At 27.3% G+C, this 25,045-nt stretch carries 21 protein-coding genes; 10 read left to right on the top strand and 11 right to left on the bottom strand.

Features of this window, described 5'->3' with window-relative positions:
* The first annotated feature begins 17 nt into the window (after nucleotides 1-17).
* The 6 genes from CLV55_RS04335 (at nucleotide 18) to CLV55_RS04310 (ending at nucleotide 5,496) form a co-directional block, all read left to right on the top strand.
* Nucleotides 18-1,505 carry a WG repeat-containing protein gene (locus tag CLV55_RS04335; RefSeq protein WP_112112527.1) on the top strand — a complete coding sequence of 496 codons (1,488 nt, stop codon included), beginning with the start codon at nucleotides 18-20 and terminating at the stop codon, nucleotides 1,503-1,505.
* 17 nt (nucleotides 1,506-1,522) lie between these two features.
* The gene (locus CLV55_RS04330) at nucleotides 1,523-1,993 is read left to right on the top strand and encodes a hypothetical protein (protein ID WP_112112526.1); all 471 of its coding nucleotides are present in this window, start codon (nucleotides 1,523-1,525) and stop codon (nucleotides 1,991-1,993) included.
* A gap of 31 nt (nucleotides 1,994-2,024) precedes the next feature.
* On the top strand, nucleotides 2,025-2,483 hold the full coding sequence (locus CLV55_RS04325) for a hypothetical protein (RefSeq protein ID WP_112112525.1): 459 nt from the start codon (nucleotides 2,025-2,027) through the stop codon (nucleotides 2,481-2,483).
* A gap of 59 nt (nucleotides 2,484-2,542) precedes the next feature.
* Nucleotides 2,543-3,247 carry an SIR2 family NAD-dependent protein deacylase gene (locus CLV55_RS04320; protein ID WP_112112524.1) on the top strand — a complete coding sequence of 235 codons (705 nt, stop codon included), beginning with the start codon at nucleotides 2,543-2,545 and terminating at the stop codon, nucleotides 3,245-3,247.
* Between the two features lie 9 nt (nucleotides 3,248-3,256).
* Nucleotides 3,257-3,625 (top strand): hypothetical protein, encoded by a 369-nt coding sequence (locus CLV55_RS04315; RefSeq protein ID WP_112112523.1) that lies wholly within the window; start codon nucleotides 3,257-3,259, stop codon nucleotides 3,623-3,625.
* Between the two features lie 368 nt (nucleotides 3,626-3,993).
* A complete protein-coding gene (locus CLV55_RS04310) occupies nucleotides 3,994-5,496 on the top strand; it encodes an FISUMP domain-containing protein (protein WP_112112522.1) in 1,503 nt (500 codons plus the stop codon).
* A 68-nt stretch (nucleotides 5,497-5,564) separates the two neighbouring features.
* Here the strand turns inward: CLV55_RS04310 and CLV55_RS12815 are convergent, their stop codons facing one another.
* The 3 genes from CLV55_RS12815 to CLV55_RS04300 all read right to left on the bottom strand — a co-directional run bounded on the left by CLV55_RS12815 (nucleotide 5,565) and on the right by CLV55_RS04300 (nucleotide 6,564).
* The gene (locus CLV55_RS12815; RefSeq protein WP_158527015.1) at nucleotides 5,565-5,726 is read right to left on the bottom strand and encodes a hypothetical protein; all 162 of its coding nucleotides are present in this window, start codon (nucleotides 5,724-5,726) and stop codon (nucleotides 5,565-5,567) included.
* Nucleotides 5,727-5,996: 270 nt separating this feature from the next.
* Nucleotides 5,997-6,209: a hypothetical protein gene (locus CLV55_RS04305; protein ID WP_112112521.1), complete on the bottom strand. Its 213-nt coding sequence runs from the start codon at nucleotides 6,207-6,209 to the stop codon at nucleotides 5,997-5,999.
* Between the two features lie 28 nt (nucleotides 6,210-6,237).
* Nucleotides 6,238-6,564 carry a hypothetical protein gene (locus CLV55_RS04300; protein ID WP_112112520.1) on the bottom strand — a complete coding sequence of 109 codons (327 nt, stop codon included), beginning with the start codon at nucleotides 6,562-6,564 and terminating at the stop codon, nucleotides 6,238-6,240.
* 194 nt (nucleotides 6,565-6,758) lie between these two features.
* Here CLV55_RS04300 and CLV55_RS04295 point away from each other — a divergent pair, with 194 nt between their 5' ends.
* The 4 genes from CLV55_RS04295 to CLV55_RS04280 are packed head-to-tail and all read left to right on the top strand — an operon-like array spanning nucleotide 6,759 to nucleotide 14,088.
* On the top strand, nucleotides 6,759-7,646 hold the full coding sequence (locus CLV55_RS04295) for a DUF4007 family protein (protein ID WP_112112519.1): 888 nt from the start codon (nucleotides 6,759-6,761) through the stop codon (nucleotides 7,644-7,646).
* Nucleotides 7,636-10,842, top strand: a complete 3,207-nt coding sequence (locus tag CLV55_RS04290; protein WP_112112518.1) for an ATP-binding protein — start codon at nucleotides 7,636-7,638, stop codon at nucleotides 10,840-10,842. The genes CLV55_RS04295 and CLV55_RS04290 overlap by 11 nt, the downstream gene beginning before the upstream one ends.
* A 5-nt stretch (nucleotides 10,843-10,847) precedes the next feature.
* Complete coding sequence (locus CLV55_RS04285; protein ID WP_112112517.1) at nucleotides 10,848-11,975, top strand: phosphoadenosine phosphosulfate reductase family protein; 1,128 nt, start codon at nucleotides 10,848-10,850, stop codon at nucleotides 11,973-11,975.
* A 10-nt stretch (nucleotides 11,976-11,985) separates the two neighbouring features.
* A complete protein-coding gene (locus tag CLV55_RS04280) occupies nucleotides 11,986-14,088 on the top strand; it encodes a DUF262 domain-containing protein (protein WP_112112516.1) in 2,103 nt (700 codons plus the stop codon).
* 260 nt (nucleotides 14,089-14,348) lie between these two features.
* Here CLV55_RS04280 and CLV55_RS04275 read toward each other — a convergent pair whose 3' ends face one another.
* The 8 genes from CLV55_RS04275 to CLV55_RS04240 form a co-directional block, all read right to left on the bottom strand.
* Complete coding sequence (locus tag CLV55_RS04275; RefSeq protein WP_112112515.1) at nucleotides 14,349-15,299, bottom strand: phospholipase D-like domain-containing protein; 951 nt, start codon at nucleotides 15,297-15,299, stop codon at nucleotides 14,349-14,351.
* Nucleotides 15,300-15,309: 10 nt separating this feature from the next.
* The gene (locus tag CLV55_RS04270) at nucleotides 15,310-17,214 is read right to left on the bottom strand and encodes an ATP-binding protein (RefSeq protein WP_112112514.1); all 1,905 of its coding nucleotides are present in this window, start codon (nucleotides 17,212-17,214) and stop codon (nucleotides 15,310-15,312) included.
* A 57-nt stretch (nucleotides 17,215-17,271) separates the two neighbouring features.
* Entirely contained in the window at nucleotides 17,272-18,867 is a 1,596-nt protein-coding gene (locus CLV55_RS04265) for a DEAD/DEAH box helicase (RefSeq protein ID WP_211306481.1), read from the bottom strand.
* Nucleotides 18,857-20,281: a hypothetical protein gene (locus tag CLV55_RS04260; RefSeq protein ID WP_112112512.1), complete on the bottom strand. Its 1,425-nt coding sequence runs from the start codon at nucleotides 20,279-20,281 to the stop codon at nucleotides 18,857-18,859. The genes CLV55_RS04265 and CLV55_RS04260 overlap by 11 nt, the downstream gene beginning before the upstream one ends.
* Nucleotides 20,282-20,283: 2 nt before the next feature.
* The gene (locus CLV55_RS04255) at nucleotides 20,284-21,339 is read right to left on the bottom strand and encodes a cysteine desulfurase family protein (RefSeq protein WP_245902678.1); all 1,056 of its coding nucleotides are present in this window, start codon (nucleotides 21,337-21,339) and stop codon (nucleotides 20,284-20,286) included.
* A gap of 2 nt (nucleotides 21,340-21,341) precedes the next feature.
* Nucleotides 21,342-21,890 carry a hypothetical protein gene (locus CLV55_RS04250; RefSeq protein WP_112112510.1) on the bottom strand — a complete coding sequence of 183 codons (549 nt, stop codon included), beginning with the start codon at nucleotides 21,888-21,890 and terminating at the stop codon, nucleotides 21,342-21,344.
* Nucleotides 21,877-23,511, bottom strand: a complete 1,635-nt coding sequence (locus CLV55_RS04245) for a nuclease-related domain-containing DEAD/DEAH box helicase (RefSeq protein WP_112112509.1) — start codon at nucleotides 23,509-23,511, stop codon at nucleotides 21,877-21,879. The genes CLV55_RS04250 and CLV55_RS04245 overlap by 14 nt, the downstream gene beginning before the upstream one ends.
* Before the next feature lie 379 nt (nucleotides 23,512-23,890).
* A complete protein-coding gene (locus tag CLV55_RS04240; protein WP_112112508.1) occupies nucleotides 23,891-24,907 on the bottom strand; it encodes a virulence RhuM family protein in 1,017 nt (338 codons plus the stop codon).
* Between the last annotated feature and the right edge of the window lie 138 nt (nucleotides 24,908-25,045).

The following is a 25,045-nucleotide window of genomic DNA, read 5'->3' as shown; positions in this document are numbered from 1 at the left end:
AATACATCATTTAGATAATGCAAAAATCAAAATTAATAGAGCTTGAACATAATATAAAATATTGTAAAATATTTTATAAAAATTGTATTGACGCTCAAAAAGGATATTATAATGAAATACGTGGATTTCTGGAAGAATTTAAAAAAAGTATAGAAGAGCTTACAGAAAAAGAAGTATTATTTATAAACAAGAATCTTTTTGATGATGATTTAAAATTTTATAACATCCAAAAGGAACAGAAAGAATTTTTGCTACCAATAATTTACACCTATGATAACCATCTTCAAAACGAAAATTTAGTATGCCTTTCCAAATATGGAGAAGACCAACAGTATGATTTAATAGATGCTAATGGTCAAATATTATTCAGTGGTGCTAGAGATATTTCATCATTTGATAACAATATTATATTCATCCAAGACCATGATTTAAGCCAAAAGCTATACCATTATATGGCATCTTCTTCAAAGCTTGTTCTCATAACAGAATTAGAAAAAAATAAAATATACGGTGAATTTAAATTTTCAGAAAATAGATTGTTTGTAGAAAAAGGATATTACAACGAAAAGCTAGAGCCTGCATCGCCTTTTTGTTTTGATAATGGTAAAGAGTTTAGCGAAGGTTTAGCAGCAGTAGTGTTAAACGGAAAATGGGGTTACATCAATAGTAAAGGTGAAATCGCAATTGATTTTCAATTTGGTTATGCTTCTTCATTCAAAAAGGGTCAAGCAGAAGTCTTAATTCTCAATTCAAATTATAAAAATGCCAAAGGTGTTTGGATAGAAAAAGAGTGTAAAGAGAGTGAATTAATGTGTTCCAACTTTATTAATAAAAAATTCACACCTCTCGCTATCCTAAGAAAAAAATACCTTTCAACATCCGAATTTAAAGAGCAATATCATGATTTTAGATTAGAGACACACAAAGAAAATGCCCTATCAAATTATGGAACCTATGCTACAATTAACACCAATGGACAGATAATCAATCAAGAAGCATTCAATCATACAACAGAGTCAAATACAACAGAGTCAAATACAACAGAGTCAAATACAACAGAGTCAAATACAACAGAGTCAAATACAACAGAGTCAAATACAACAGAGTCAAATACAACAGAGTCAAATACAACAGAGTCAAATACAACAGAGTCAAATACAACAGAAAATCATGATGTAAACTATTGGTTGAAAAAAATTACTTTAAATGGAGACAATGTTACTTTCATACCTGATGAATTATATTGCAACAAACAATTTATAAAACAGGCAATCCAATTAAATCCTGAGTCATTTTACTATTTAAGTCAATTTTATTCAGATGACGATGAAGTTGGTAGCTTTGCTTTTAAAACAGACCCAAAGAGCTCTTATTCGTATCTTTCAGAAAGATTAAAAGCCAGTTATAAAAACCAATTTGAAATGCATCAATCAGATGAAATAGATTTTGACAACATGAATAGTCCATTAAGTCAACAAGAAGGTGACCCAGATTTACCATTTTAACTATAAAAAAACAGATTATGAAAAAACAATTAGAACTTTTAGATGAAGTAATAGATAATTTTACTGAAGAAGAGAAACAAATAATGGAGGACAATCGATTTCCATATATTTTTTCTAAGGCTTGGATGTATCTAAAAAAAGGCCCTGAGATTTACAGAAAACACGATGCATTTCAACAACCTCCGTCAGATTTTGATGATGAAGAATTGCAAATTTTGACAGACGGCTGCAATCAAATCCTAAGAGGGGTTGGTATGACAGAGAACAATCCATTTACAAACTTAGATGTATTCGGATTTTATAATTTATTTAGGCTTTTTCATTTTGACTACATTGATAGAAAAACAAACCACTATTTTACACTTAATGGTAAACAAGGGATTTTAGATTGTATTACTTTCCAACATTATGTCGATGATAGTCAAGTTGTCTATTATAATTTTTGCGAGTATTCTGAAAAAAAAGAAATAAAAATACACAAAATCTAATTTGTAGTCCTAATAATAATAAAGATTGAAAATGGTAAATACCATTGAAAAACATAGAATGTTACGTTTAGATTTACTCGAACAGGTAACAATAAATAACGACTCTAGTAAAGGGTATTATTTTTATTCCTATCCTCAGGATTGGCCTAATGGATTTATGTTTGCAGATTTTAAAACACAATTTATTTTGCTTAAAGACGATAATCAAAAAATAATTTATTTGTATGACGATTTCTACCAAAGAGTAAAATTAATGTATAGTTGTTTAGAACTAAATACAGAGGATTGTTATATAATGAATGATTTAGAGTCTTTTTTTAAAACAAATAAATCAATTAAATTGATCTCAACCGACTCACCATTCAATCCGTATCTTTTTGCTCAGCAGTATCAATTTCAAGTGATTGAAAAACCTTTTGAGATAAGTGTAATTGAAGCTAGTATTCTCAATATGTATAGGGTTGAAAAAGGAAAAAATAATGACAATTAGCAATCACTAATTGATTAATTTAGCTTGTTTTTTATAAAATATAAATTGGATTAAGACAAATGCAAAAACCTAAAATAGTTTTCCTTACCGGGGCCGGAATATCAGCCGAAAGTGGTCTGCAAACCTTCAGAGATTCTCATGACGGTCTGTGGGCAAATTACAAAATTGAAGACGTTTGCACCCCAGAGGCTTGGAAAAAGAATCCAGCCTTGGTGTTAGATTTCTACAACCAAAGACGCAAACAATGCCATGAAGCCAAACCCAATCTGGCACACGAACTCATAGCCAAATTAGAAGAGTTTTACGAGGTAGTGGTCATTACTCAAAATGTAGACAACCTCCACGAACGTGCAGGCTCAACCAAAGTAATTCATTTGCACGGCGAACTAATGAAATCGCGCTCAACAGCCAATCCTAAATTACTTTACGATAGGGAAGGAGACGTACTCCTGGGCGACCTTTGCGAAGAAAATGCGCAACTCCGACCGCACATTGTGTTCTTCGGTGAAGGCTTAGACGAAACCATTCATAATGCTGCTCTTAAGGAAGTAGTAAGTTGCTCCGTATTTGTAGTGGTTGGAACTTCTCTAATGGTTAGCCCTGCCAATGCCTTACCACACTATGTGCCTTTCGCTAGCCAAATGGTAGTCATCGACCCATTAGCCCACGAAATGGATATTGATGAAGAACGTTCCATCTACTACCTATCCGCAAAAGCAACAGATGGGATGAAACAATTGTACGAAACATTAAGTAAACTATAAATCACAATAATGGAAATCAGACAAAAATATATAGATTTCATCCTTGAAAATATAATACAGTCACAAATAAAAATACAACTCCCTATACCCGGAAAGGATGGAAGAAATTATTGCGTACAAGAAGGAACAATTTTATACATGGATATAAATATTCAAGTTGTCGCAAGATATACTCGAGCTGTTAAACTCAAACTCAATTTTGATACCTACGAAAAAGAACAAATCTTTTTCATTCCAATTGCTGAATCTCCTGAACTCATCGAGAGAAAACTCCACTACACGTTAAAAAAAATAGTAATGGAAACTTTCGAAAATGACGGAAGACGCCAAGAAATTAAGCAGTGGTACGACGATGCCAAAAAAAACAAATATTCTTAACTTGTTAGTTGTAATTTTCAAAAAAGTCAGTTTTTTGATGATTATTATTTTGCAATGAATATAATTTTCTATCTAAAATCAATCATACTGACAAAAAACATGAGTATTATTTTTTTCTCCAAAGGATTTAAATCCTTTTTTTCACTCTTAAATATTTAGTTTTTGTAGTGTAAATAAATTGTATGCGGTGATAAAATTAATTAATTACCGCATTTTTGCGGTGATAAAGTAAAAAGTAGGCTTGCTAATACCATTCAAACGCTAACTTTTGAAACTTAAACGGGAGCTATAACATATTAAGCAAAACACAATCCAAAATTTGTTTATTTAAAAAATAAATAGTTATTTTAAATTTATAATTAAATTTTATGAATAAAATAGAACAGATTAAAGAATTAAAATCTCTTTTTGACTCTGGAGTTTTAGATAGTATTCAATACACTAAACTACTTAATGAAATTATTGACCAAACTGAAAATAAAACTAGTTTTGAAACTAATTCTAGCATAGAAGATAGAAATTATCAAAGTCAATCAGTAGAAAAAATTGAAGATTATAAGTCTGTAAAAATTGGAAACCAAGAATGGATGACTGAAAATCTAAATAGTAAGACATTTAGAAATGGAGATGTTATTCAGGAAGCATCTGACTCTCTCGATTGGATTGAGGCTATTAAGTCAAAAACACCAGCTTGGTGCTATTATGAAGATGACCCAATACATGCTGAAAAAAAAGGATTACTATATAATTTTTATGCAGTTCATGACCCAAGAGGACTTGCGCCTTCAGGATGGCAGGTTCCAACTGTTGAAGACTTTAACTATTTATTACAAAATACCGACTATAGATCTTTAAAAAGCCGAGAAGATTGGTATTTTAATGAAGAAGTTCTTATTGAAGGAGATAGCAATGAAGAAGTTGATATTATTAAAAAAATCGGTCTTTTACATTATCATTATAAAATTAATATAAATCCTGGAGAAAATGGCACTAATAAAAGTGGTTTTAATTTAAAACCTAGTGGATATTTTGATATCAGAGAAAATAATGGCTCTTTTCATGATGTTGATATTGCTAGTGTGTTGTGGATTTATAATAATAAAAATAAATTTATTTGTGCTCATAATTTGTATCCTTTTAGAGCTCCCTATATTGATGACAAGTTTATGTTAATTAAAAATTATTCATGGAAAGAATTTTCTCTTAACAATGAATCCGGTTTTGCTGTGAGATGTATAAAAAAAGATGAAAATTTAAATTTATTAGATTACTCAAATATTCAAATTAATAGAGATATTTTATTCAATCAAGCTTCAGAAATTATTATTGATGCAAAGTATGCATCAGCTTCACTATTACAGAGAAAATTGAAAATTGGTTATGACCGAGCAAAAATATTGATGAATCAACTAGAGTCAGCTGGTATTGTTGAACCTGAGAGTGAATCTAAATCTCGCAAAGTATTGATTGATAATGTATCTAAACTATTTGAAGTTGACAATGGTAGCTTAGCTTCAACAAGTGTAAATAATTCTAATAAAGGTAGTTATATATCAGAAAATGCAATAGAAGTTAAACTTACAGACAATGGGTTGAAAATTACGAATTGGTTAAAAAGCGAAGGACAGCAAATAACTTTTTTAGATAGTCTGTTTAATTATGAAATTAGTCAAATGTATACAGAAGAGAGTAGTGAATTATGCATGTGTGATATTTTATCAATTTCAGAAATGGATGATTTTACGATGTTTAAAGGAACGTTGACCAATATCTATGTAAAAGAGGGTGAAGATTACATACCTAATAGTATAATTTGTGTGATTGAACCAGATGTAACTGCTCTTGAAGAATACAAACTTTTAAAAAAGTAATATTAAAAAGATGCTAAAAAAGAAAGGAGTTAAAATCCTTTCTTTTTTAGCATTAAAACAAACAATCATTAATTTGGTGTTGTTGACATTTGTTTAGCCCAAGACTGAATTTGCCCTGCATATTGTGCCTCGATAGCTTTAGTTGCAGCAGAATTAGTAGAGGCTTCAACACTAACATTTATAGGATGACCTCCCGATTTTAATCTAATTTTTCCGTAATATTTAGCCATTTTATTTCTATTTATATAATTACTATTAATCAAAATTAGTTTATGTAGAGACCCAACATGTTTTTTATTTAAATTGGTTTATGTCTTTTCACAACTTGATATAACAAATTTAATAATTTTTTTGTTATTATTTAAAAAATGGAATGGTACAAATCTATACTTATTAATGTTATTAAAGAAACGGAAACCTGCACTATATTCTATCTTTTCTAAATGGTACTCCTTGCCAAAATATGTTAGCTCACTATGGTATTGAGTAAGTTAATTTTTTTATAATTTTAATTTTTCATCTATCAATTCCCTAATTTCACTCGAAGTAACCCCATACAAGCCAAGTATATCGCTTACATACTGAATATTTTTGTTCAATTCCCTTTTTGCTGCATACACCTCAAATTCTAGATTATTAAATCGTAATTCTTCAATAGTAAATCCTTTACGTTCTAATTGTAGTAAATGATAATGAGTATAGTTTACAGGCAATTGTATACTTCTTAATATGCGATCATTTTCAAAAAAAAGTGGTTTTCACAGCAATGGCTGTGGTACCTATTCTTAATTCGTTATCAAAAATAGTACACTCTATTTCAGGGTTATTTGAGGTTTCAATTAAATCTTTAAAATAATAAAAACGTAGTGTTGCCTTTGCAGAACTAAAAGTGAAGCATTCAATGGTTTCTTTTATACCGGGCAAAACAATCGTCAATAAATTATCCGTTATTGTCAATTCAGCGACTATATTTTTAGTTTGTTTAGATTTTCTTCCAATAACTTTTGCAATAAGGTTTAATTCTTTTAATAGCTTGGATTTGTTTATGGTGAAACTAGAATGATTCATAGGTTAAATTTTAAAATCTAAAAATATAAATTATATTAAACATAATCTATACTTTTAGATTTTAAGTATTTAAATAATTGATATTCATTATTTTAAAATATTTTTTTGTTTGTTGATAAAATACTTAAAAATATGTTTCTATTTAATTGGAGAACTTCATCCATTTTTATAATTTGCATCATCAAATATAAATAATGAGTAATTTAAAATTTTCCGGACACGATACGTTTCATTGTAGACAACAGTGGTTATTGAAAGGTGTTGAGTTTATTGATAGTCAAAGATATAGTGGATTTCAAAATCTTGAAGAAGCTATTTTAAATCTTGGAGTTGGTAAAAATATGGTTCAGTCAATTCAGTATTGGCTTAGAGCTTTTGGCTTAATTAATGAAGAAAGAAAACTTACCGATATAGCAAAAATAATATTTTCAGCTAATGGAGGTTTTGATAGATATTTAGAGGATGAGGGTACTTTGTGGTTATTGCAGTATTTGGTTTGTACTGTAGACATTGCAAGTATTTATAAACTAATTTTTTCTGACTTTACTAATGAAAGAATAAGTAATGAATTTGACGAAAGACAGATAATTAATTTCATTAAAGTAAAAATAGCTGAATCTTCTTCTAGAGAGACTAGTGAAAATACCTTAAGTTCCGATTTTAAAGTTTTTATTCAAAGTTATTTTTCAGGAGTTAGGACTCTAAAATCTATAGAGGATGACTTTAATTCCCCTTTAATTGAATTAAATCTTATTTCTTCAATTAGTAGAGAAAATGGAGTAATCACTTATAAATTAAATAAGGAAAATCGTTCTGACTTTCCATTAGAAATTTTCGGCTACTGTTTATTTGATTTATATGAGAATAATTCTGCTATCCAGTTTAAAGATATTAGAAAAACTCTTGGATCATATTTTGTAATTTCAAATGAAGGTTTAGAAATAATTATAGAGAATTTATGCCGTGAATATTCAGAATTTATATTTAATGACGATGCTGGTATTAGACAAATACAAATAAAAGCAGATAGCGAAGAATTTAAAATAAACCTTTTACAAAAATATTACCGCCGTGGATTATAATATATCAACTAACATTATTCGTGATGCATCTAAGGATTTAAATTATATTGTCACGCCAAATGCTACAAAAATATTTGAACGAATTTTTGGAAGTGAAAAAAGTTCTACAAAATCATTTACAATAATTGGTAATTATGGTACAGGTAAGTCCTCTTTTCTTTGGGCTTTAGAAAAAAATTTACTTAAAAAGAAAATTTATTTTAGTTCTGTTACAAACGACAAGTGTAAATCCTATCAATTTCTTAAAATACTTGGTGATTCAACGAGTTTAACTTTTGCTTTTCAAAAATCTCTTGGGCTAGATACAGATTCAAGTTCAAGAGATATTATTGATGAGCTAGAAGAAAGAAGGCAAGCTGCGGAAAAAAAGAAAAATGGATTTGTTATTTTAATAGATGAATTTGGAAAGTTTCTTGAATATATCAATAAAAATAAAGGAAGTAACGACTTATATTTATTACAACTAGTTTCAGAATGGGTAAATGATGCAGAAAAGCAGACTTATTTTGTTATTACATTGCATCAAAACTTTATTTCGTATTCTTCATCTCTTGAAATAATTGAAAAACAGGAATGGGAAAAAATTAAAGGAAGATTTGTAGAATTATTATTTAATGAACCTGTTGAGCAGTTATTGTTTTTTGCGAGTAAGCAATTAGAAAATATTGATATTCCTAAATCAAAAATAATCGAATTTGAAAAATTAAACAATGAGATTATCCAATCTAATTTAGTTAATTATAGTCGATCAAATGCCTCTTCGTTGTTTAACAAACTTTATCCATTAGACTGGCTATCAGCTAATATATTGGTTCAATCATTACAGCGATATGGCCAAAATGAAAGGTCTTTATTTACATTTCTAAATGATTTTTCAAAATCCTATGATAATTCGGAAGATTTAAGTTTTTTTAATGTTAATGCTGTTTACGATTATTTAATTCAAACTCTATCGAGTGATATTCAAAATTATAATAATCCACACCGACCTCAATGGTTATCATCAATGAGAGCTCTTGAAAGAGCCGAATTAAATTTTTCTGAAGATTATTATTTAGCTTCAGAAATAATAAAAACAGTTTGTCTGGTTAATATTTTTTGTAAAACCGGTGGTAAATTCGATAAAGAATTTGCAGTAAATTACCTAAATCTTACTACAAAATTTGATATTATTTTATTAAACAAAGCAATTGAAAAATTAGAAAAATCTGGCATTATAAGATTTTATAAACACAGTAATAAATTAAACTTTTTAGAAGGAACCGATATAGATATTGAGCAGGAGTTGACTAATGTTTCTAAAGAAATTGAGGTTAATTTCTCAATTGCAGATGAATTGATAAAATTGATATCCTTTCCAGTTGAAAATGCAAAGAAACATTCTTACGAAACAGGTACTCCGAGATACTTTGAATATAAAATATTAAATGAAATTAATGATATTAAACGAGCTGAAGGATCTGTTGATGGTTATATTAACTTGATTTTTAATTCAAAAATTAAGATTAAAGATATTGAATTAATTTCCGAAAATAATAAAAGTGACTTATATGTTGTTTATAAAAATTCGGATGAGATCTATAATGAGATTTTTACCGTTAACAAGTATAAAATTTTACTAAAAAAGTTTAGTTCAGACATAAATGCATGTAAACTATTAAATGAAGAATTGCAACATCATACAAATAGATTAAACAGGTTAGTCTTGCAAAATTTATATACAAATTCAAATTCAAATTTATGGTATCGTTCAGGTAAGAAAGTAAATGTGAAATCTAAAAAAGACTTAAATGGCATTTTGTCTGATATTTGTGATAAAGAATTCTATAAAGCTCCAAAAATTAAAAATGAATTGTTCAATAGAGAATTTTTGAGTCCTCAAATTAATTTGGCACGAAGATTACTGATGAGAAAAGTTTTAGAGTTTATGGATAAGCCAAATTTAGGATTTGAAGATTCTAAATTTCCCCCAGAGAAATCTATTTATTTAAGTCTTATAAAAAATACTGGGATACATAATAATTCAAACGAATTTTATACTTATAATATACCAACTGCTACTTCATTCAAATACCTTTGGGATGAATGTAACAAATTCATCATTGAGGCAAGTAATTCTAGAAGAAATTTAGGTGAATTATACGACATTTTAAAGTCTAAACCATTTAAATTAAAAAGTGGTTTTATTGAGTTTTGGATACCTCTTTTTTTAATTATAAAAAAAGAAGATTATGCATTATTTCATGAAGTGAGTGGTTTTGTTCCCTATCTATCAGATGATATATTAGACTTAATTCATAAAGCACCTCGAAATTATTCTATTAAATCATTTAATGATAAAAATATTAATATCAGTTTAATTGAAAAATATAAAAAAATAACTAATACTGAATTTGAAGGAAGAAATAGTTTGCTATTAGCTATTTTTGGAAACTATTTAAAATTTTACAGAGCATTGAATGCTTATGCTGTCAATACAAATAACCTATCTCTTAATACTATAAGACTTAGAGATGCAATTAAAAACGCAAAAGATCCTGAAGATGCTTTATTGGTACAATTTCCAAATGCTTTAGGTTTTCATATGCTTACTTTTAACGATGATAGTAGTATAGTAGATAATTTTTTTATCGAAATTGATAATTCAATTGACGAGTTAAAAGGTTGTTTTAATGAATTAATTTATAGAATTGAAAAAATAATTTTGCAATCATTTGATTGTGATAAAAATGATTTTATTGAATATAAAACCCATATTGTTGAAAGTTTAAAAAATGTCAAGCCTGATTTATTGAGTTCTAATCAAAATGTATTCTTCAGAAGAATAACTTCATTGTTAGAGGATAGAAATTCATGGATAAAATCTATTGCAGATGCAGTATTAGGCAGATCTATTGAAAGCATTCAAGATGAAGAAGAATTTCAATTAATTAAGAATATTAAAGAATCTATTAAAGGATTGAAATTAGCTTCTATTATTCATGATGAAAACAATAAAAAATCTCAAAAATTAGTATTATTTGATTTTATAGATGAAACGGGTAATTATAAACAAAAAAACATTCTCGTAAATTCAAAAATTAGTAAAGCCTATTTGAAGAGTAAACAAGAAATAAGTAATAATATTGCCAATTTAGATGATGATTTAAGAAAACAAATTCTATATGAATTGCTTGCATCTGAATTTAAAAAATAAAAATTATGAGCGAAATTAAACATGTTTTAGGAATTTCGGGTGGTAAAGATAGTGCTGCTTTAGCAATATATATGAGTCAAAAGCATCCAGATATTAATGTAGAGTATTATACTTGCGACACTGGAAAAGAATTAACGGAAACCTATGACCTAATCAATAAATTGAACTCAGTATTAGGTAAAAATATTCGTTTATATAAATCAATAGATGAGGTAAATTCTCCAGAAGGAAATCCGTTTGATCACTTCTTAGCCATGTACGGAGGATATTTACCTTCTGCTACCTCAAGATGGTGTACGGGTAAAATGAAGTTGGAACCCTTTGAAAAAGAGATTGGTGATAATCCCACCATTTCCTATGTTGGAATTAGAGGTGATGAAAATAGAGAAGGTTATATTTCTAAAAAAGAAAATATTCAATCCATTTTTCCATTTAGAAAAAATATTTGGAGTGAAGATGTAATTAAAAAATTCTTATCCAATACCAATATTGATTTTGTGAAATCAGAATATGAAAAACATACCAATTCGGGTAATATTGAATTGATTTTACAATATGTGAATCAACCAATTTCTACCACTTATACGCAAAAGCAGAAATTAAATGCATTACTTGATACTAATGTTAAATTATTTAATAAAGTAGTTTTTCAATGGCTTAAAACAACTGATTATCCTGTTGGTAAACTGGATAGTTTCTCATTAATTGATAATGATGAAGTATTAGGTATAGATGCTATTTTTAAAATATTAGATGATTCTGGAGTTGGTATTCCAGCCTATTACAAACCAATAGAATATGAAGTTGAAATTGATGGAGAAGTAAAACACGGAACTTACTCAAGAAGCCGCTCGGGATGTTTCTTTTGTTTTTACCAACAGAAAATAGAGTGGGTGTGGCTATTAGAGCAGCATCCCGACTTATATGAAGCTGCAATGGTTTATGAAAAAGAAGGTTATAGCTGGATGGAAGAATCATTGGAAGTACTAAAAAAACCAGAAAGAGTTTCTGCAATAAAAAAAGAACATTATATTCGCATGAACAGAAACAAGTTAAAAGCAAAAACAGCTACCTCTTGGCAAGATGAAATATTAGAATCGGAAGGGGAAGGTTGTGCAAGTTGTTTTATATAATTTTTAGTCCATGAATAATAATCTTAGCGAAATATTTGATTTAATAAAAAAAAATGAAATAATTCTTCCCAGTTTCCAACGTGAATTTGTTTGGGATGTATTAGCTCAAAAAAGCTTAATTGCAAGTGTAATCTCAAATATACCATGTACAAGTTCATTACTTGTAAATTATAAAGATCCAGGTAGTATAAATTTTTTATGTAAAGAAATTGGAAATAATTTAAAACAACCATATATAACTCCAAGTTCAAAAAATTATAGTTATTTATTAGATGGTCAACAAAGATATAGTACACTTTTTTATGCATTTAATAATATTTATGAAAATTTAAACTTAGCTCAAAGAGAAATAAAGCTAGATTCTATATTTGAGCAGCTTAAATACAGGTGGTTTTTAGATTTAAAATTAATTAATAATGATCTTTTTGGATATAATTCTTTAAAGTTTGATAAATTAGTTGCGGATAAATATTTACCCGAAGAAATTATTAAAATTATTTCTTCAAAGAAATTAAACAAAACTGGAAAGGAGTTTTATTCAATTAATAAAAATAGGTCTGATTTAATTTCTGGTTGCATTGAACATTCATACGTACCTTTATTTTGGATAATTGATTTCAATTATGATGTTTTAAAAATTTTGAAATCAATTCAAAAAAATAATTTAAATGCTTTATATGACAATAAAGAATTTGAAAAATTAAAAATAGTAATTTGTGATTTTACTTTCAATGAATCGGAATTTTCAAAGCATATTTTAATTATTAATGATAAAAAGTCAACCGATAAACAAAAGAAATCTTCAAACGATATAATATTAGAACAAATAGAAAAAATTTCTAATGAATGGTCAGAAAAATTCTCAGATTTTATTAAAGATCGAATAAAAAACTACAATTTAAATCCAATTTATTTAGAAGATATTGAAAAAGCAATTGTTACTTATTCACATATTAACACTGGAGGCACTTCATTAACTACTTTAGATTTAATTTGCGCAACTTCAAAAAGCACTGATCTTAGAAAAAAAATTAGTGAAAATTTATTTAATAAATTTAATTTTATTAATAAAGAATTTATAATTTCTGAGGTTGAATTAAATGAAAGATTTGATGTGTTTACTAATAACAATGGTATTCAAAATAATTTTGCTGATTTTTTTATTCAAGTATTAAATATTATTTATTTTAAAAATGATAAAAATCCAAGAACAGGTAAAGAATATGCAATAAATGAATTGCCAACAAATTTTTCTAAACAAAAGTACTCTCTTGAAAAACTTAATGATGATTTCATTAAAAATAATTTGAATTATGCAATTGAAATTGTTAGAAAAATATGTTATTTTTTGAATATTCATTGTGGACAAAGAAAATTTAAGAACATAACTAATAAACTACTATTATTACCTATAGCAATAGCGTTTATTTATATTGATAATCATGATGAAAAGTTTATAAAAAAATTAATTTCTTTTTATTGGATAAAATTATTCTCTGGTAGTTATGATAGTCATCAAAATGAACAATCATATAAAGATTGTATTGATATTATAAATTGGTTATTAGATCAAGATCCAAAAGTTAAAGAAAGTTTAATACACCAACTTGATAATGAAGTTTTAAGCAAAGTAGAATTTAGTGATTATTTGTCGACTTGTACAAACAAGCCTAATAAATCACTTGAAAATAATCTTATGAGCTATCTATTATCAATTAATAATGAAATTCATGATTTTGTTAGCTCGCAGTCAATTATAGATTTAAATGAAACAATTCATCATCACCATTTGATACCTCTTGCAACTGCATCAAAGATTGGTTACGGCACAAAAGAAATAAGAAATAAAAAGCATGTATTAAATGTATTAATGAATATTACTCCAATTTCAGAAAAAGCAAATATTGAGATTGGAAGATTTACTTTGAAAGAGTATGGTGATAGATTAAGTGTTTCTAATATTGATGATCATCATATTACACAAGATTGGGTAAACTTCAAATATGACGATAAAGATTCACATTCATTAAATAAATTAAATGAATTATTTAAAAAACGTCATGACGATATTGCAAAAAATATAAGATTTATTCTTAAAAATTATTTGAAATAGACACTATCATAAAAGTGTGTAAATTAAAAATAAAGGGGTTTGACTTTTTACTAAAGTTGAACCCTTTTTTCAAACATAGTTAAGTAAAGATTGATGATTAAAATCCAGTTTTTTAGGATTAGTGAGATATAACTTATTCAATATGATAAAAATAACTTCTAACATTTTTCTTAAACAAAATTCTTCCTTCTAAACGTAAGTGCATCAATTTACAATCACTTATTTTTAAGATTGCTTTTGCTTCATTTGATGTGTACCATTTATTTGTTTCCATTATAAAAAATTACTTGTGAATGATTTGGTGTATCCCATGAATATTTCTCATCAAATTCGCAAATCCATGTATAAAGATTATTAACTATTTGATCTTGTTTTAAATCCCAACTTCTAGGTGTGGGAACCGTAGTTGTATTTATCTTTATCCAATCTATTACTCTACCATAACTTAATGATTTTGTTAATTGAGATTTTATGTGTTCTTTTAAAGCAATAATAAAAGGATGTGCGTTGAATTTCTCCTTCAATTCTATTTTAAATAAAGAATAATCTTGAAATACGTCAATACCAAATAATGCTACATCATGTGCTGCAAAACCCTGTTCTTTAGTATCAAAATCTTCACTATGAATAACTACTTCATATAAATCATCTGGGGATTTGCTCATGGGTAATTGAGAAAGTAAAAAGTAATCAATTTCTTTTTTTACTGTAGGAATTTCTGGAAAAGTAATTATTGGTAAAATAGTGTTTATTACAATCTCATTAATTTGATTATATAAATCGGAAGAAACATATTCGCTAGATGAAATAACTTGATTAAAATAGATAATATCAGTAATATCTATAGATTCTTTAATGCCATTTAATTCATAGTTGTAATTGTTTTTCTCTCCCAAACCCTTTCCAGTAATATTTGCTGAGCCAAAAAGAACAGTATCTTGATTGTTCCAAATAGCTTTCATGTGCAATCTAGTGTTTCTATACAATGCGATACCATTGTCTAAGCAATAGTGATACAATTCAATATCAGATACTCCTTTACACAAATCTTCTATTTCCCAACGAACAATAATTTGTTTGATGTTATTTTTGATATTAATTTGCTTCAATTCCTCAAGTTTAATATAAGCCGAAAAAAGAGTAATGGTTTCATTATTGCTAATGAAATCAATTGCTCCTTTTTCTAAATTATATCCGCTTTTGTGTAGCATGTTTTTTACATTAAGTTATATTATCTTCTTCAAATAATACATTTTCATCTTCTATGTCATCATCTAAATTTTGACCAACAGTACTCTGCTGATTGAGAAGATTTTTTAAATCTTTAGAAGTTAATTCAAAAAGTTCTTTAATATCTTCTTTTTTTCTGTCAAAATAATTATTTTCACCTGCTCTACTTAATGATGAAATTAATAACTCTACGCTAACCAGAATATCGTTATCATTTTTTTCTTTTAAAGGTTCTATTATTTTTGAATAAAATAGATGTTTTGTATTAATTAGTGTAATATTTATGCCTTGATATTTATCTGTTTGAAATAAATCTCTTTCATCTAATTCACAGTATATAATTAAATTTTGAAGTCCTATTTCACTATATTTTCTTACAGCACTTTCGATCATGCTTTTTTCAATAAAAGGAAGATATTTTTTTAATTTTGTTGTAAGTATTTCAACATCTTGTTCTGATAATAAAGCCCCTTTTCCTAATGCCTCAAGGAGAACTTTATAAGTTGTTGGGGTTCCTCCTGGAAGTATTCCTCCACCTCCTGATGTTGTACCTTTAATTAAATCTTCTTTTGCTTTCCATTCTCTTGCTTGTTGACTTAAAATTTTATTAGCCTTTTGAATTGCATCGTTAAGAGCATTTGTAATTCGAGCAATCAATTCTTGTCTTTTATTATTTTCATTAGCAGTTTCAGATTCATCGATCGGATGCTCTGTATCTGGAGTATATTTTAAACTTTGTTTGGAATTTGAAAGACCTAATAATTTATCTAGTACATTATCATTTGTTTTTGATGTATCATAGTTTAGTTCAATACTCCAAAACCTTTGATTTTCTTGTGTAACATTGAATAATGAATAATTTCCACAAGTTATTTCTCTATCGTTTCTAACCCAAGAAATATTCCCAGAAGGATAATTACTATTACCTCGTACTTTTGCTCCTAATTCTTTACCAAAAAGAGTTTTTCCACCTTCTCTTGTTCCAGGCTTTTGTACATCTTTATATGCAACCGCAAGTTTTAAATTTATTGTATATGTCTTTCCATTCCATTTTATAGAAATAGTTTGCTGTGCTTCTTCTGGGCAATAAAAAAGTGGATGAACTTTTTCAATATCTGATGTAATGTATTTGGAAAAATAATGGTCTAACGAAAACTCAGGATTTTCACTATTTTTAACTTTTGCTAAAATATTAATTTTTGAAGCAATTTGTGATTTCCCTTTTGTTAAATAAAGGGGATCATTTTCAATAAAAATGTGATCTATATCTGGTTTTTTATTTCCATCAGAATAATTTAAAAAATTAATTGTATGACCATTATTAATTTTGTATCTATGAATCCTACCTATTAATCTTTCACAACGATCCATTAAAGTTTGAGGTCTTACTGTATCAATTTTATCTAGATTAGTCCAGTGAATTATTGTTTTAGGTTTTTCAATTTTAGATTTCTCTAAAATATTGTTAATTTCTCTAATATCAGCCTTATATATTGGATTTAGATCTAATGTATTTGATGCAATCATTTGTTTTATATCAACACTGTTTTGCATCCAAGTGCCATTAATATTTGAACTAACAGAAAATTTAGTACATTGAGATAAAGAAGAATTTGGAAGTCCCATTCCAAAAAAACCTGTATTTTTTATGCCTGGAGGATTATTTGATTCAGAAAATATCACACAATTTTGAAGAATACTTTCATTCATTCCATTACCATTATCTACAAAATAAATATCTCTTATAGATCCGTCTTTAGTTATTGTTATAACATCAATATTTTTTGCCTCTGCATCTATTGAATTGTCAATAATTTCAGCAAGTGCATATACTGTGTTTTTATAGTCAGAACTTCTTAATTTTTCTAGAATACGTGGTCCAATTATACTTTTCATTTATTTATTATTTAAAATTTATTTTAATTTACTTATGAGTGTTGTTAAATCCAAATTTTAAGTGTGCATGTTATTAATAAGATTGTATAAATCATTTGGATTATTAATTATAACTTTGTTATTAATAACACTTATAATTTTGTTTTTTTTATTTCCACCATTTAATTCACCACGAAGTGCTCTACCTAAAACTTGCATTGCAGTAGTGACTTGACCAAATTTCCGTAATATAAATAACTCATCAACTTTAGGTAAATCTATTCCTGTTGCCAAAATATCATAATTAATTAAAACATTAATTTTTTTATCTTGAAATTCTTTAAAATAAATCTGTCTCTCTTGTGATAATGTTTCACCAATTATACAATTACATTTAACTTTTTCATGTTTTAACAATATATCTAATGCTATTGCATGATTCTTTGACATTGCAAATATTATTATTTGTTTCTTTTCCTCTAAACTTTGTTTGATTCTATTAATTATTTTAGTATTAAATTCAGAGGAAGTTGGTTTTATTTCATCAGAAGGAATAGATAGATATTCTACATCAATAGAAGCCAAATAATTTTTTTCTTGAAGATATTCTAAAGGATTTTTTATAATTATGTCATCTTCATCTTTAAATTCTATTATTCTATTATCAAAATAATTTTTTAAACTAAACATTTCATTGTCATCAGGTCTTAATGGTGTTGCTGTCAATCCTATTGTAATTAATTCTTTAGAATTATTTTTTATAGAAGATAGAATCTCGTCATATTTTGTTGCTAAAGAATAATGAGCTTCATCAATTAACAGTAAATTAGTATTTAGTTTAAGACCGTTAAATAGATTTGATGTTTTTTCTTTTTCACTTCTTAGCTTATCAAAAGCACAAAATATAATATTAATTTTTTTTTCAAAATTAATTGTTGGATTAAATTTATTAAAACATCTATGTATTGTCAATTCTCTGTCTCCTCTTAATAACCAAAGCGATTTAAAAGTTTGTAAAGCTTGCTCTGCCAGTTCTGGACTATCAACAACCCAAATTATATTTGCTTTTTTCTTCTCTCTTATGAAATCTATCATATATTCTACAGCAGTTCTAGTTTTTCCTGAACCTGTTGGCATAACAACTAATGAAGAAAATTTACCAGAACTATTATTTATTTTTTCAATTAGTTCAAGTTTAACAAAATTCTGATATGAATGAGGAAATCCTAGACTTGTTAGACTTTGATTATATTCTAATTTTATTGTTTCTGTCGTTTCTCTTAAATCTTTTTTTCCAATCATTAAAAAATAATCAGGTAGATTATAGTTTTTCAAAAAGATACTTAAATTTCTTTTTGAGTCCAATTTACATAAAATATCGTCCCAAATAGTTTTAGAATCAGTATTTAATCCAAGTGATATTGCAAGCGAAATTAAATCTTCCCGCTCACTTCCATTGATAATTGTCTCAAAAACACCATATTTTTTATTAAATAAATCTGATCCGTATTTGCTAAGTAAAGATGTTGCTAATTGATCTGCACTAATTCTTCCAAAATAACTGTTAATTATACGTTCAATTTCTTCACCTAATAGTTTTTTTCTTGTTTGATCATTAAGTTTTTCAAACATAATAGACAAACTAGCAATTATTTCATCGTGGTTATAAATCATAATCATTTGTATAAAATTCTTCTAAATTTTCAAAAAATAAATCTACTTCAAAGTTTCTATTTAAATTTCTTTGTTTCGAAATATTTAAAAGAAATTCTTTAAATAAATTTTCAAAATTTAAATTATTAATATTTTTAAATGTTAGTTTTTTTTCTTTAAAGTTGATTTGGATGTTTTTTTTTATGTTACAATCAGATATTATTATCCATTCATTTTTAATAACTAACTCTTTTGAGTTTTGTTTTTTGTTTATTAGTAGATTAATTCTGTCAATATTTATCTGAAGATTTTTTTTAATTTCAATTAATTCATCATATACATTTTCTATAACTATTGAAGATTTATTAATTTCTGAAACTTTAGTTTCATAAATGTCTTCACTAATTTCTTCATTATTTGATGAACTAACTGATATTGTTTCCTCATCAGTAATTAAATCATTATTACCTCCACTTAAATCTTTAGTTCCTATATTTTCAAAAAAAGTATCAGTATTATTTGTTTTATCTTCTTTCGTTATTGATTGTAAATACTCTTTATAAAAAAATAATTCATTAGAAACATCATCAATGAAATCATTAAGAATTCTTTTATCAGTTACTTTAAAATAAATAGATTCTCTTTGAACGGCAAATCCAATATGGTTTGTTATTAAATTGAATACATCAAAGTCAGCAATATTAATGTTTTTGCTTAAAATGTAATTATTTAAATTATTGCGTGTTATGTCGAATTCCGAATTTTTAAAATACTCTAAAACTATTAATAAATTCTCTAAAAAAACAATATAAATCGAACAAAGTTTTTTTAAATAATTATTATCATTGTTAGTAGATATTGAAGATATGTATACTATAGCTATAGATTTATCTAATATTTTCGATATGACAGAGCTTTCTATCAAATTAAAATTATTAGATTGTTTTTTTAACGTTTCTATTTCATGAATGAGGACTTCATTGTATGAATTGAATGGTGGGTTATTAATCTCTTCATTTTCATATGTTTTATCTCCCTCTAAAGTTGAATTTTCACTGTTGTCATTTTCTTGACTAAAGTCAATATTTTTATTTGAATTTACTGAAAATGTTTTTTCAGATCTATTATAAAATACTTTCCCATTTTTACATACTTTATCAAACATTAAAGTTAATAGGGTACTATGCGGTAATATTTTTCCATAATCATTACTTAGAAAGTGTTCAATATCTTTAATTGTTAAAGGAATTGATAGTTTTTTTAATATATAAATGATTTTATCTTCATAATTGATGTCTTTTTCTATCTTATTTCTATACGAATTTATGTCATTTTTAGTATGTCTTATACTATATCTTTTATATATAGTTTTTATAATTTCATCATTTGAAATATTAGAAAGTATCATATCATTTATATCACTTTTATGCCCCATTTTTAAATTGATATTCTGAATGTTTGATTATTTAAATTATTTATCGATTCAATTACATGTGAAATTCTAACTAATCCTGAATTACATGCACTTCCCGTAGACGCTACGAATTGTTTTAAATTGTCTATTAGGTAATCTTCTGCATCATAATTATTTAGAGTTATACACAATATATGTGGTGCTGTTTTAACCTCTTTAAAATTAATAATCCCAATATTATTTTGTTCATAATATTTTTCAATTTCATTTCTTTTTTCGAGTAATTTCAAAATATTAGAATCCCATTCTTCATAAATTATCTCACATGCTTTCCCAAGACCCACAATTAAAGGGGTGTTGTAGGTTCCCGCCCTTAATCCATATTCTTGGCCACCGCCGTGTAAAAGGGGGGTTAGCGCAATATGTTTTTTTTTGTATAATACACCAATTCCTTTTGGACCATTTAATTTGTGTCCACTAAAACAAAGCATATCAATATTATCAGCAACTACATCAACTTTTACTTTACCAACTGCTTGTGTTGCATCACAAAAAAAGCAAATATTTTGTTCTTGAGCAATTTTTCCAATATCAGCTATAGGTTGTATTATCCCAATTTCATTATTAACATACATAATTGCAATTAATATAGTAGTTTCTTTAATCGCAGCTTTTAAACTATCTAATGAAATTAAACCATTTTCATTTACATCTAAATAGGTGACCTCAAACCCCTTAGTTTCTAAATATTCGCAGGTAGCTAGAACTGCTTTATGTTCTGTTTTAACTGTGATAATATGATTTCCTTTTTCGTAATTTGATTCAACAAAACCTTTTATTGCAAAATTTATAGATTCTGTTGCACCTGAGGTGAAAATAATTTCTTTTTCATCTGCATTAATTAATTTAGCAACTTGGCTTCTTGCAATATCAATAGCCTTTTTTGCATTTAACCCATAAACATGATTGCTTGATGCATTCCCAAATATTTCTGAAAAATAGGGGAGCATATTATCCAACACCCTTTTGTCTACGGGTGTTGTAGATGCTGCATCTAAATATATAGGTAATTTGTTCAAAATTATATTATATCAAGTGGTTTGTCAATAAGGTTAGCATCAAATTCATACTTTAAAATTTTCATGAAATCATCTAGAGTATTTTTAAATAATTGGTCAACGGTTTCATTATGTTCTTCAGAATCTGAAAGTAATAAGTTGCAATCTAAATTTTTATAATTATTTAAATTTAATGTTTTTTTAATTTTATAAGGATCAAGTTCAAAAAGCGAAAAAGGTATGTTAAATAATTGCAAATCAAAGCTATAATCTTTAATGTCATTGATTTTTATAATAAATTTATAAGCAGAATACCAATCCCATGTACCTGCTTTTCGGCTAAATTCCCATGCATCTTCAATATCTTCTTTTATCGGTGGTAATCCTAGGGCAAAACTACCTTCAATTCCAAGTTCACCAAAATACATTGAAACAAATACATTAACTCGATTTTTATCATCTTTTATATTTTTCCAATCGTTTGTGATTTCTGGGCAAAAAAGGGTACAATCTACATTTATGTAGAAATCAATATATTTTATTGGAACTTCTATAATATTAAATTTTGTCATAGTTTTTTTTAAATATAAATAACATTTGTTTAGCTCTACTAGCCTGGGTATAAAAACTATTTTTGTTTTCAATATTTTGAGCATCCAAAATGAAAACAATATCTGCCTCTAAACCTTTAAATACATTTATTGTGGTTTGAGCTATACAATTAGTATCTCTGCCATATTCTCTGTCATAGGTGCTAATTAATTTTTTACCCCCAAGATTATGAACCCCTTTTAAACTAGAAATTCCTTCCAAATTATTAGTCAAGATAATAATTTGATTTGGCCGAATACCACTTTCAATTAATAATTTAACTTGTCTGTCAAGTTCATTGACTTGCGATTCGTTAGAGTCAAAAGCAATTGTTTTAATAGGTTGTCCATCAGGTGTTCCCTCCATGGGTACCATTTTAACATCTGGAAGTGTTTCCTTTAGTTTCTCAATAATTAATTTAGTATTTCTGCAATTCTCTTCTAAATGGCATTTAGTAATATTTCTATGATGAGGAACACCTTTAAAAGTTTCAAAGATATCTTGATTTTCATCCATAAAGAACAAAAAACGACCTTCTTTTTTTAAAATTTTGTTTAACAATTCTAACCAATTTTCTCTAAAATCCTGTCCTTCATCAATAATAACAGCATCATAAAAAGGTTCATTAATTACTTCTTTTGCTTTGTTAGGGATATAAGTATTAAAAAATTCGGAATCTGCTTTTTCTTTTTTGTATGTTGGGTTTTGTTCAGCAATACGGAGCGCCCAAAAATGAAAATTAGTAAATTCAATTTCAAATTCTCTCGGCAAGTTTAAATTTCTGTACCTATGTCTTAATTCAGTTGCTAAAGTCTTATTAAAACAAACATACATGACTTTCATTCCTCGCTCTCCAAATTCAATTGCTTTGTTGTAAGCAATAAAAGTTTTACCAGAACCAGCCGGTCCTTGTACGCAAATGTTAGGGTTTATATCGATGTATTTAAATATTTTTCCTTGATTTTCAGTCAATTTTTTAAACGTGTTTTCATTTTCTTCAAATTCCTTGTGAAGTGGTTTAAAAAAACCAACACTACGAAGTAAAATATCTTTAAGTTTCAAAAAGTCTGTTACTGGGGCTCCTTCGTTTGGATTTTTTTCAATAATTTCATTAAATAGAAAGGGTAGGGCATCGGAACAATATGAAACTGAGTTAGAATCTAACAGTCTATCTCTTGAAACAGCCGTTGGTAACCATTCATCAGGTCTAACTTGTATATCAGGAAACCACAATACCCAATGAAAAGGGATATTTAAAGATAAAAATCGAAAACGACTCACTAAATTATTCATAGCTGAAGAAGCTTGCTTATTTGGAGCCTTATTCATTTCTTTCCCATTTTGAGACCATTTTTGAGTAGCACCATTAAAGGTGATATTACCTCCCTTAACTTCAATAACTAAAATGGCATTTAATCTATTATTTCTATGATCTACTACTATGAAATCAATTTCATATTCATTTTTTTCTCTGGGATTAATTGAAGTAAACTCCTGACTATAGAATGTCGTAAAATCTGAATCAGGCAACTTAGACAAAGCATTGAATACTTTTTCTTCCGCAGGTTCTTCAGGTTTATTGAATTTAGTAGGATAAATCATATTGTAGTTAATAGTAAAAAATCGTAAATTTAATTAAATTTTTAAATTGTTATATAAAATTTATACACCAAATTTAGGTTTGAAACAAAATTCTAAAATAACATAGACAAATCCTGTCGATACAAAAAAAAAGCTGGCAATTGCCAGCTGTCTCTTCAAACATCTTAAAAACTTAGAAGTAGCAATCAATGGCATCAAAAAAGATATGGGCTCCAAAAGCTACCAAAACCTTGTCTTTTGCCAAACCTCTTCTTCCTTTTTTTTGACTTCATTATTTACTATTTTTCTTCTAAGAATTAAAATTCCAAATATCAGGAAAAATTAGCCATATAATCCATATTAAAATCAATTTATTTAGTTTGAATTGTAATGTGATCTATTATTTTTTCTTGTTTTCTAATGCTTTAATATGTTTATCAAAATCAGAGTTTATTTTTTGTGTTTTGTTGAACAGGTCGTATTCTTTAGCTGCTTTATTGATTGCATGTTGATGCGATACTTTTCCGAGACCTTCTAGTATTTTGTATTCATTGAAGCTTAAAAACTTGTTTACACTTTCGGCTAAGCCTTCCATGGTAAAGGTGTTTTGGCGTTCAATAAGGTTTTCAATGTAATCAAAGTAACCAGAAACAGTACGTTCTAATTGTTTAATTTCTTTTTCTTCCAGATAGTTTTTTGCAATTTCAATATCTGATTTCAATAGTCTACCATCAGGAGCATTTTTGAAAGTGGTTAAACCCATTTGAGGTTTTGAACTATCGGCTTTTAAATAGATGATTTCAGCTGCAGTTTTACCTGTAATGGCAAAATGGAATTTGTTTTGCACCAAGGCATAGAAATTTTTGGTGATTTCGGCTTTTGGGTCGTAATCAATACTACACTCGGCAAAAATATCGGTGATTTGTTGGTAGATTCGTCTTTCGCTTGCACGAATAGAGCGTACTCTTTCGAGTAATTCTTTAAAATAATCTTTTCCGAACGCTGTAGTGCCTTGTTTTAATCGGTCGTCATCCATTACAAAGCCTTTTACAATGAATTCTTTTAATACGTTAGTAGCCCAAATTCTAAATTGCGTAGCTTTAGTAGAATTAACACGGTAACCTACTGAAATGATAGCATCTAAATTGTAGTATTCTAAATTTCGAGCTACTTCACGTTCGCCTTCTATTTGAACTGTTCGGAAATTCCGAACAGTTGCCTGTTTTTCTAATTCGCCACTTCCATAAATATTGCTAAGATGTTCACTAATAGTTGATTTAGCTACACCAAAAACGTATGCCATTTTTTGTTGAGTAAGCCAAATCGTTTCGTCTTGTAGGTAGGCTTCAATTTTTACATTACCGTTTGGAGCTGTATATAAAAGGAAGGTATTGTGGTTTGGTACTAAATCACTCATAGTGTTTCAATTTTAATGTAATTTCTTTTTCAACTACGTGCAATATTTCAGCTGGATTCTCAATTCTTTTATTATTTCATAGACTTGGTCAGCAAGCCAAATGGTGAATAATTCATTTTTTACTTTTTTATATAATTT

Origin of the sequence: Flavobacterium aciduliphilum (assembly GCF_003268855.1) — a bacterium.
Taxonomy (GTDB): Bacteria; Bacteroidota; Bacteroidia; order Flavobacteriales; family Flavobacteriaceae; genus Flavobacterium; species Flavobacterium aciduliphilum.
The sequence above is the reverse complement of the archived record's forward strand: the minus strand, read 5'-3'. Positions and strand labels throughout refer to the sequence as shown.

Bases quoted from the DNA above. Each gene is read 5' to 3' on its own strand.
- CLV55_RS04335 (WP_112112527.1), top strand. From the start codon at position 18: ATGCAAAAATCAAAATTAATAGAGCTTGAACATAATATAAAATATTGT.
- CLV55_RS04330 (WP_112112526.1), top strand. From the start codon at position 1,523: ATGAAAAAACAATTAGAACTTTTAGATGAAGTAATAGATAATTTTACT.
- CLV55_RS04325 (WP_112112525.1), top strand. From the start codon at position 2,025: ATGGTAAATACCATTGAAAAACATAGAATGTTACGTTTAGATTTACTC.
- CLV55_RS04320 (WP_112112524.1), top strand. From the start codon at position 2,543: ATGCAAAAACCTAAAATAGTTTTCCTTACCGGGGCCGGAATATCAGCC.
- CLV55_RS04315 (WP_112112523.1), top strand. From the start codon at position 3,257: ATGGAAATCAGACAAAAATATATAGATTTCATCCTTGAAAATATAATA.
- CLV55_RS04310 (WP_112112522.1), top strand. From the start codon at position 3,994: ATGAATAAAATAGAACAGATTAAAGAATTAAAATCTCTTTTTGACTCT.
- CLV55_RS12815 (WP_158527015.1), bottom strand. From the start codon at position 5,726: ATGGCTAAATATTACGGAAAAATTAGATTAAAATCGGGAGGTCATCCT.
- CLV55_RS04300 (WP_112112520.1), bottom strand. From the start codon at position 6,564: ATGAATCATTCTAGTTTCACCATAAACAAATCCAAGCTATTAAAAGAA.
- CLV55_RS04295 (WP_112112519.1), top strand. From the start codon at position 6,759: ATGAGTAATTTAAAATTTTCCGGACACGATACGTTTCATTGTAGACAA.
- CLV55_RS04285 (WP_112112517.1), top strand. From the start codon at position 10,848: ATGAGCGAAATTAAACATGTTTTAGGAATTTCGGGTGGTAAAGATAGT.
- CLV55_RS04280 (WP_112112516.1), top strand. From the start codon at position 11,986: ATGAATAATAATCTTAGCGAAATATTTGATTTAATAAAAAAAAATGAA.
- CLV55_RS04275 (WP_112112515.1), bottom strand. From the start codon at position 15,299: ATGCTACACAAAAGCGGATATAATTTAGAAAAAGGAGCAATTGATTTC.
- CLV55_RS04270 (WP_112112514.1), bottom strand. From the start codon at position 17,214: ATGAAAAGTATAATTGGACCACGTATTCTAGAAAAATTAAGAAGTTCT.
- CLV55_RS04265 (WP_211306481.1), bottom strand. From the start codon at position 18,867: ATGATTTATAACCACGATGAAATAATTGCTAGTTTGTCTATTATGTTT.
- CLV55_RS04260 (WP_112112512.1), bottom strand. From the start codon at position 20,281: ATGGGGCATAAAAGTGATATAAATGATATGATACTTTCTAATATTTCA.
- CLV55_RS04250 (WP_112112510.1), bottom strand. From the start codon at position 21,890: ATGACAAAATTTAATATTATAGAAGTTCCAATAAAATATATTGATTTC.
- CLV55_RS04245 (WP_112112509.1), bottom strand. From the start codon at position 23,511: ATGATTTATCCTACTAAATTCAATAAACCTGAAGAACCTGCGGAAGAA.
- CLV55_RS04240 (WP_112112508.1), bottom strand. From the start codon at position 24,907: ATGAGTGATTTAGTACCAAACCACAATACCTTCCTTTTATATACAGCT.